This is a genomic window from Elusimicrobiales bacterium (assembly GCA_041651175.1).
Classification (GTDB): domain Bacteria; phylum Elusimicrobiota; class Elusimicrobia; order Elusimicrobiales; family Elusimicrobiaceae; genus JAQTYB01.
The window spans coordinates 44310-51644 of sequence record JBAZJT010000016.1 but is presented as its reverse complement, the minus strand read 5'-3'; the positions used below and the strand labels follow the sequence as shown (position 1 = coordinate 51644).

At 60.4% G+C, this 7335-nt stretch carries 7 protein-coding genes; 5 read left to right on the top strand and 2 right to left on the bottom strand.

The genetic code is table 11. The features are described 5' to 3' along the window. Positions 1-208 precede the first annotated feature (208 nt). From WC421_09270 to WC421_09260, 3 genes are all read left to right on the top strand, one after another. A complete protein-coding gene (locus tag WC421_09270) occupies positions 209-760 on the top strand; it encodes a hypothetical protein (GenBank protein MFA5162424.1) in 552 nt (183 codons plus the stop codon). Positions 761-819: 59 nt separating this feature from the next. Continuing rightward, positions 820-1653 (top strand): alpha/beta hydrolase, encoded by an 834-nt coding sequence (locus tag WC421_09265; protein MFA5162423.1) that lies wholly within the window; start codon positions 820-822, stop codon positions 1651-1653. Positions 1654-2343: 690 nt separating this feature from the next. Further along, positions 2344-3036 carry a hypothetical protein gene (locus WC421_09260; protein MFA5162422.1) on the top strand — a complete coding sequence of 231 codons (693 nt, stop codon included), beginning with the start codon at positions 2344-2346 and terminating at the stop codon, positions 3034-3036. 74 nt (positions 3037-3110) lie between these two features. Here the strand turns inward: WC421_09260 and WC421_09255 are convergent, their stop codons facing one another. Together WC421_09255 and WC421_09250 are read right to left on the bottom strand one after the other, a co-directional pair. Next, positions 3111-4589 (bottom strand): alpha-amylase family glycosyl hydrolase, encoded by a 1479-nt coding sequence (locus tag WC421_09255; protein MFA5162421.1) that lies wholly within the window; start codon positions 4587-4589, stop codon positions 3111-3113. Positions 4590-4624: 35 nt separating this feature from the next. Further along, the gene (locus WC421_09250; GenBank protein MFA5162420.1) at positions 4625-5941 is read right to left on the bottom strand and encodes a response regulator; all 1317 of its coding nucleotides are present in this window, start codon (positions 5939-5941) and stop codon (positions 4625-4627) included. A 23-nt stretch (positions 5942-5964) separates the two neighbouring features. On the opposite strand from WC421_09250, the gene rsmD reads away from it, so the two are divergent. Together rsmD and WC421_09240 are read left to right on the top strand one after the other, a co-directional pair. Further along, a complete protein-coding gene (rsmD, locus tag WC421_09245) occupies positions 5965-6543 on the top strand; it encodes a 16S rRNA (guanine(966)-N(2))-methyltransferase RsmD (GenBank protein MFA5162419.1) in 579 nt (192 codons plus the stop codon). Next, positions 6536-7264, top strand: a complete 729-nt coding sequence (locus WC421_09240; GenBank protein ID MFA5162418.1) for a PD-(D/E)XK nuclease family protein — start codon at positions 6536-6538, stop codon at positions 7262-7264. Before rsmD ends, WC421_09240 begins: the two co-directional genes overlap by 8 nt. Positions 7265-7335 lie beyond the last annotated feature (71 nt).

Below are 7335 nucleotides of genomic sequence, written 5' to 3'. Positions count from 1 at the left end.
CAGAATTCTGCGCGAAGCGGAGGAAAAAGACACGGTAAAATCAATCAAAACGGGAGGCATGGCAAAAAATATCCCGACGGAGCCACGACGAGAGATTTCAGGCTCATTATTCAATTAGAAAATGCTTCCGGCGCGGAGGCCAAATCTGGGTCTTGCGGCCCATGCGCCGCACCGGCGCGGTATGCGACAATTTGATACGGAGGAATTTATGAAAATTGCGATGATTGTCATTATGTCGGCCTGCGTTTCCGCGGCGCGCGCCGCGGAAGCGCCGCGCGGTTTCAGCGGCAGTTTCCAGTGTCATACCGAAAAGGGCGGCCTGCTCGGGGACAGGGAGGCTTTTTCGTTCTCGCTGTCCGGGGGCAAACTGTCCGCCGGCAAAGACGGCATGTCCATGGATGTCCGCAATATGGACGGCGGCGGCGCGCCGGCCATGGCCGTGTTCAATTCAAAAACCGGCGCAGTGTCGTCTGACGGCGGCAACCTTGTCATCACGATGGACGAGGGCGGCGTGCGCGGCAGGCTGACGCTGTACAAAAGCTCCGCTTACAGGCTGGGCAAAGTAGCTATTCAGACGCAGAATGTCACCTTCGGCGGCAAATTCTCCAGCCGGGTGTACTGCAAAGTGAAGCGGGTCCAGTCCTCCGGAGCGGATTCTTCGCCTTCGGGCTGCCTGCCCCAGGAGGATGGCGAGCCGTCCCAGCCTTCCCCGCTGGATTTACAGGATGAAATGCAGGACTTCCCCAGCTACGGCCAGTAGCCCGGCGTGGAAAGCGCGTCTCTGCTGTCCAACTGCAATTTCCGGGTTATAATACAGGCATGACGGACGTTAAAATCCATCCGGCGGTTGCGTTTGCCGTTATTGCCGCGCTGTCGTATCCGGCGGCGTGGTGGTTCCAGCAGAGATGCCTGTATTTTCCGGATTCCGGAATCGCCGCCACGCCGGGCCGTTTCGGGCTGGAATGGAGCGAAACCTTCGTCAGTTCCCCGGACGGCAAACGGATAAACATCTGGCATATTCCCGCCGCCAATCCTGACGCGCCGGCGGTTCTGTTTTTTCACGGCAACGCCGGCAACATGAGCGGGCGGCTGAATCAGGCCGCGATTTTCCGCGGGCTGGGCGCTACGGTCGTGATGTTTGATTACAGGGGATACGGCAAAAGCTCCGGTATCCCGTCCGAAAAAGGCACGTATGCCGACGCGGAGGCGGCGTACGGATATATGGTCTCCGCGCTGAAAATCCCGCCGGAAAAAATAATATTCTGGGGCGAATCTCTGGGCACTGCCGTCGCGGTGGAAACGGCTTTGCGCCACCGGCCCGCCGCGCTGATTCTGGACAGCCCGTTTACATCCATTACGGACATGTCCGGGGTGATTTTTCCGCATGTGCCGATGCGCTGGCTGGTTACTTACAGGTATGACACCCTCTCAAAAATAGGCGGGGTAAACTCTCCGCTGCTGGTGATTCACGGCGACAAAGACGAGCTTGTCCCCTTTGACATGGGCCGCAGGGTTTACGAGGCCGCCGCCTCGCCGAAGACATTTGTCCGCTTTTCCGGCGGGCACTGCCGGTCCCATCTTGAGGCCGGGAAATATTCCGCCGTCCTGCGCGATTTCCTGAGCAAGCACATTTCCATCGCGCCATCCCCCTGAAAGCGCAGCCGAACAGCGGTATGCCTGATAAGGTGTCCGCCATTGCAACGATAGCCGCTGTGCGCGCGCGCCTCACTGCGCGAAAGGATAATTTTGTGAAGGCAGTATGAAGCGATTTTTCGCCGAATCCCGCAATCCAACTGAAACATTCAGGTTATTGATGTCTGCATAAATAAAAGCCTATGCGACTGAGCCGATTTCGCGGCGAAACAAGAAGCCAAAGGCTGGACATACTGTTCGTATGTCCGGCCTTTGGCGACGCGGTTGCAGCCCGAAAGCGGCTCGGCCCCTTCGGGGAGGCCCGCCTTCAGGCCGCGCGCGTCGTTGCGGCTGTTTGCAGTGCGGACAGCACAGCGGCGCAGCCGCGCCTGGCGCGCGGCCTGAATTCGGGCCTTCGCATAGGCTTTTATTTATGCGGCCATCAATAGTACCCCGCGTTGCCGGGATACTCATCGGGGCATCCGCCTGTCCAGCACGGCGGCAGTTGCGGCGGATGCTGACAAGGCCGCATTTTACGCATATTCCCGCAGATAAAGCGCTGCATTGATTTGGCGGCAAGCCTATGGGGGCCGAAAGTCCCCGATTCCATATAGGTCTTATGCCTCATGCGCAAACGCCGGATTCCTGCGGTAATTTAATCATACGCCGGCAGACCGGCGGCTGAAATCCGTTCGTTTCAAGGAGAGTGTTATGGCGCTGAAGAACAGACTGGCTGTTATGGCTATCGCGATATGTTCCCCCGCCTTTGCCCTGGCCGGCGGAATAAATGACGATGACGCGCGCGCCGCGGTTCCCGCGGCGGCCAAAGCGGCGTTTGACAACCACTCCTACAAGGCCGAAATGCCCGACTACGAACTGCTGGCCAAGTACCAGGCCAGCCATTATTCTGCCAAAGCGCCGGGCGGCCTCGCGGCGGCGCGCGCCAAATCCGGCGCAACGGCGAATTTAACCGCGGCTTACGGCGGCTCCTCCGGCGCGGCGGCGCGGAAACCGGCGGGCGCTTACCGCGGCATGAGCGCGGCCTCCTCCAAATTCACAACCGCGCAGGCGGTTCCCTCCCCCGCCGTCGCGCCGCAGGCGGCAAAAGGACGGCTGTCGTCAATCGCCGGAAAGGTCAAACGCGGCGCTTCGGCTGTAAACCGCGCCGTCATGTTCATGGGCAGCAACCCGATGATAACCCTCGGCGTGGGGATATTAGCAGGAGGGGCGATGGTCGGCTCCATGGGCGCAATAACAGGCGGACTCACCTTCGCGGCCATGGGCTACGGGATGAAAAAAATCGGCGAATGGTACTGGAAAAACGCGGCGGACCCGCAGGCCGGAGTGCCGGTGGAGGGAATGCAGGACGCAATAAACTCCTCCCGCAAAAACGCCGCCAAGTAACAGAGTCTCATATTCAAAACAACGCGCCGCATTCCATTATATGGAATGCGGCGCGTCTTTTATATCCTTGCAATCTAAAACTCCAGGTCCAGCATGTGGGCGCCGTAGGGGGGCAGGTCCACCAGCAGGCCGTCGGGCCGCACCTCGCCTGCCGCGCGCACCATGAAAATATCCGACAACTCGTCGAAAAACGCGTATGAGTCGCCTTTGGCGGACGCGTTGACCGGCACCCGGCCCGCCGCGCGGTTTTGCGAGTAGTTCACTATTATCAGCTTGTATGTCCGGCGCTGATGCCAGGACCAGCACAGCAGATTGTTGAACGCGGCGTCGCCCGGCGCCGCGGGACGCGGCTCCACCAAAGCCCATTCCCCGCCGTGAAAGGCGGGATGGTCGGCTATTTTTATGATTTTGCTGTAGAGCTTTCCGATAAACGGGTCCTCGGGGAAATCCGCCCGCGAATACTGGATGGGCGACTTTACATTCATGCCCTTTATCTGCGGCTGGTAGAAAAGCCGCATTCCCCGCAACGTGGCCATGGCCACCGCCGAGGCTATGGATTTCTCCCTGCCGAAGGCGGATACGGCGGGGGCCTCGTCGTGGTTTTCCAGGAAGCGGACGGAGCGTTTCTGGTAAAGCTTTTCGGCGCGCAAATGACTTTTTACGTCCACCGGGCCGGAGAGCCTCATGCGGTCGTAGAGAACCTTGTCGTAGGTATAGTCAAACCCCATTTCCTGAAGCCGCCATTCCAGCCCCCAGTAAACCTCGGCCATAAAGGTGAAATGGGGATGCTCCTCCTTGACGGCGCGTATCGCCTCGTCCCAGAATTCGGTTTCCGGGCGCGCAAAGCCGTTTTTTCCCAGCAGCCGGCCCCAGGTGGCGTCGTGAATGTCGTTGAGGTTGAGCATCACCATGTCGCAGCGGACGCCGTCGCAGACGGAGGCTATTTTTTTCAGAGTGTCCAGCATGAAGGCGCGCGCGCGGGGGTTGAAATAGTTAAGCTGCGCCGTGTCCTGCCAGGGCGGGAAATTGGGGTCGCGCCCGTAGGCTGTGAAGCGGCCCGGCGCGCTTTCAAAAAACCAGTCCGGGTGCGCGGAGACCTCCGCCGCGCCGGCCTGTATGAAGCAGTCCGGCGCGGATTCCAGCAGCGCATGGTCCAGCGCCAGGTGGTTGGAGACAAAATCCAGAAACAGCCCGATGCCCATGCCGTTGAGCTTGGCGCGCAGCAGGGCAAGCTCGCCCTCCGCGCCCAGCGCGGGGTCCAGAGTATAGTCCCGCACGGCATAGGGAGAGGCGGCAATGTCGTTTATGTCGTAATCCGGCCTGAAAGCGGCCACGGCTTTAAGCAAGTCCGGAGTGGCGCGCGCCACATCGCGCCCCTTCGGGCTCTGCCGCCAGACGCCCATCAGCCACACCGCGTCAAAGCCCAGATGCTTAAGCTCCTGCCATTCCTCGTCCGGGACCGAGGCGAGCGTGAGCGGCGCGCCGTACTTGTCGCGCAGCTGGCGCAGCCAGCAGCGGGTGTTTATCTCCAGCACATGCGGGTTTGGCCGCATAGAACCCCCTTAAAAAACTTACCCGGCGGCGCGGACTATTCCAGCGTCAGCGAAAACCCCTCTCTGGCCGTATGGCACTGCGTTTCCCAGGAGTTCAGCTTGGCCAGGCGGGCCGCCCGTTCCGTCATCTTGTCCACCGTCTCGTCGGAGTAGGCGCCGTCGTAGTGGAACAGCACGAGGTTTTTCGCCTCGGCCTGAAGCGCGGCGAACTCCATAGCCGCCGCGGGGGAGGAATGCCCCTCCTCCCGGCGGGACTGCCAGTCCTCGTCGGTAAAGCAGGCGTCGTGGATGACTGCGTCGGCCCGGCGGCAGAATTCGCCCAGCTTCTCGTCATAGGCCTGCATGGCGGCGGCGTCGCCGAAAAGGCCGCTGTCGGGCGCGTAAACTATTTTCTTGCCTGCCGCCTCCAGCCTGTAGCACAGCGTCATGGACGGGTGGTGCGCCTGCATGGTCCGGACCCGGATGCCGGGCGCAAGCTCGCACACATCGCCGGACATCTCGTATATCAGAATGCGCGCCCTGGGACGCGGCGCATGCCACCAGGGCGAAGCGTAGAATATGCCGCGCACCGCCTCGGCGAACTTGTCCTCCCCCGGGCCGGCGCCGGCTATCCGTATGGTATAGGCCGGGTTGGCAAGGCAGGGGAAATAGGGCAGCCCCATCACATGGCCCAGATGGAAATGCGTAAGCAGAATCCAGATGTCGCGGTGTCCGCTTTCCGCCAGCAGCTTCCTGCCAAGCGGAATTATGCCGGAGCCGCCGTCAAAAATAACCAGACGCTCGCGCGTTTCCACCGCCACGCATGAGGTCTGCTTGCCGTAGGCGGAAACCAGATTCGGCATCTCCGGCGCAAATCCCCTGCACCCCCATACGGTTATCCGGGCCTGGGTTTCGGAGAGGGTATCGTCGGCATGGGGGGCGCCGGGCATCTCCTCTTCCTCCACGCCGCCGCCGAAAGCGGTCAGCAGTTCCTTGTTGCCGGAGAGTATCTGGCTTATCTGGCTGGCGAAAGTATCCACGTTGAAAGGCTTTTTTATGAACGCCTCCACCCCGTATTTGAAGGCGCGCTGCTTCTCGTATTCAAAATCATTTTCGCTGACCACCACTATTCTGACGGCGGATATCTCCAGGTCGGACTTTATCATGCGGATGACTTTCAGCCCGTCCATGCCGGAGAGCGTGATGTCCATCACCACCATATCCGGCTTGGCCTGTTTTATGGCGGGTATTATGTCTATGGATTTGCCCAGCAGGTGAACCGAAAAGCCCGCGCCGTCCAGCAGGTCATGCGCCAGCCGGCCGGAAACCTCGTCGTCGTCCGCCACCAGTATGAGGGGCGCTCTCTCTTCCATGCCCGGATATTCTATAATATATTATGCGCATTATTGCCGGGACAGCAAAGGGCAGGACGCTTATCTCCGTGCCGAAGCATCTTCCCGTGAAACCGATTTCGGACAGAATCAAGCAGTCGCTGTTTGATATCATCAGGCCGCGGATACCGGCCTCGCGTTTTCTGGACCTGTTCGCCGGAACCGGCGCGGTCGGGCTGGAGGCGCTTTCGCGCGGGGCGGGTTTTGTGGTTTTTGCCGAGCGGGACCAGGCCTGCCTCAAGGCCATAAACCGCAATCTGGAAAAATTCGGCTTCGCCGAGCGCGCCCTGACGCTGCGCGCCGATATAACCGCCGGGCTTTCCTGGCTGCGCCACCGCGCGGGAGAAGAGGGCTTTGACCTGATTTTCATGGGGCCGCCCTACCGCGACGGGAAAAACAACATGCTTTCGCTTACCGGCCCGGTTTTGCGCGACATAGCGCAAAGCGGGCTTCTGGCTGAAGACGGGCGCATAATAGCCCAGCACCATATAACCGAAAAATTCGAGGTCCCGGCGGGATACTCCCTTTTCCGCTCCGAGAAATACGGCGACAGCCTGGTGGATTTCCTGAGGCGCGATGTTTGATCCGGGCGAGCTTAATTATTCCAAAGTCCGGGCATACCTGAACTGCCCCGTCTCGTTCAAGTACAAGTACATTGATTACCGGCGGGAGCCGTTTACCCCGCTGTCCTCGCTGGGGGTGTCGCTGCACAAGGCGCTGGAATCGCGCCGGGCAAGCGCCGGCTCGCTTGAGGAGCTGCTCTCATCCTACGATGACTGCTGGCTTACCGGCGGCTACGTCAGCGCGGCGGAGCAGGTGGAGTATTACGACAAGGGCAAGGCGCTGCTTGAAACCTTCTGGCGGCGCGACGCGGAGCGCAAAACCCTGACCGTCTGCGCCGAGCAGTTTTTTGAATTTCCGTATCGCCGCTGGCGCATAAAAGGCACCATAGACCGCATAGACCGCCACCCCGGCGGCGGCCATGAAATCATAGATTACAAGACGGGCCCTGAACTGCGCTCCGATGCCGACGCCGCCGAAAACCTGCAATTGTGCATATACGCGCTGGGCGCGAAAAACGCGCTGGGCATAGAGCCGGCGTCGCTTACCATATGGCAGTTGTATCACGACAAGCTGGCCACCGCGCCCTACAACCCCTCCCAGGGCGAGAAGACGCTGGAGCAGTTCGCAAAAGCGGGCGAAGGCATCGCCGCAAACGATTTTTCCCCACGCCATGAATTCTGCGCGATATGCGGCTACCGCCACGCCTGCGCGAAAAGCGCAAATACACTCTCCCCGGAATAAGCCTTCGGGGCGCAAACACAGGATTTTGGTCTGCGGCAAAAACGGGGCGGGGCGCGCGCGGATAATTTTGT

What these genes read in the sequence shown, in the direction of transcription:
- WC421_09270 (MFA5162424.1), top strand. Translation starts at nt 209, where the DNA reads ATGAAAATTGCGATGATTGTCATTATGTCGGCCTGCGTTTCCGCGGCG.
- WC421_09265 (MFA5162423.1), top strand. Translation starts at nt 820, where the DNA reads ATGACGGACGTTAAAATCCATCCGGCGGTTGCGTTTGCCGTTATTGCC.
- WC421_09260 (MFA5162422.1), top strand. Translation starts at nt 2,344, where the DNA reads ATGGCGCTGAAGAACAGACTGGCTGTTATGGCTATCGCGATATGTTCC.
- WC421_09255 (MFA5162421.1), bottom strand. Translation starts at nt 4,589, where the DNA reads ATGCGGCCAAACCCGCATGTGCTGGAGATAAACACCCGCTGCTGGCTG.
- WC421_09250 (MFA5162420.1), bottom strand. Translation starts at nt 5,941, where the DNA reads ATGGAAGAGAGAGCGCCCCTCATACTGGTGGCGGACGACGACGAGGTT.
- rsmD (MFA5162419.1), top strand. Translation starts at nt 5,965, where the DNA reads ATGCGCATTATTGCCGGGACAGCAAAGGGCAGGACGCTTATCTCCGTG.
- WC421_09240 (MFA5162418.1), top strand. Translation starts at nt 6,536, where the DNA reads ATGTTTGATCCGGGCGAGCTTAATTATTCCAAAGTCCGGGCATACCTG.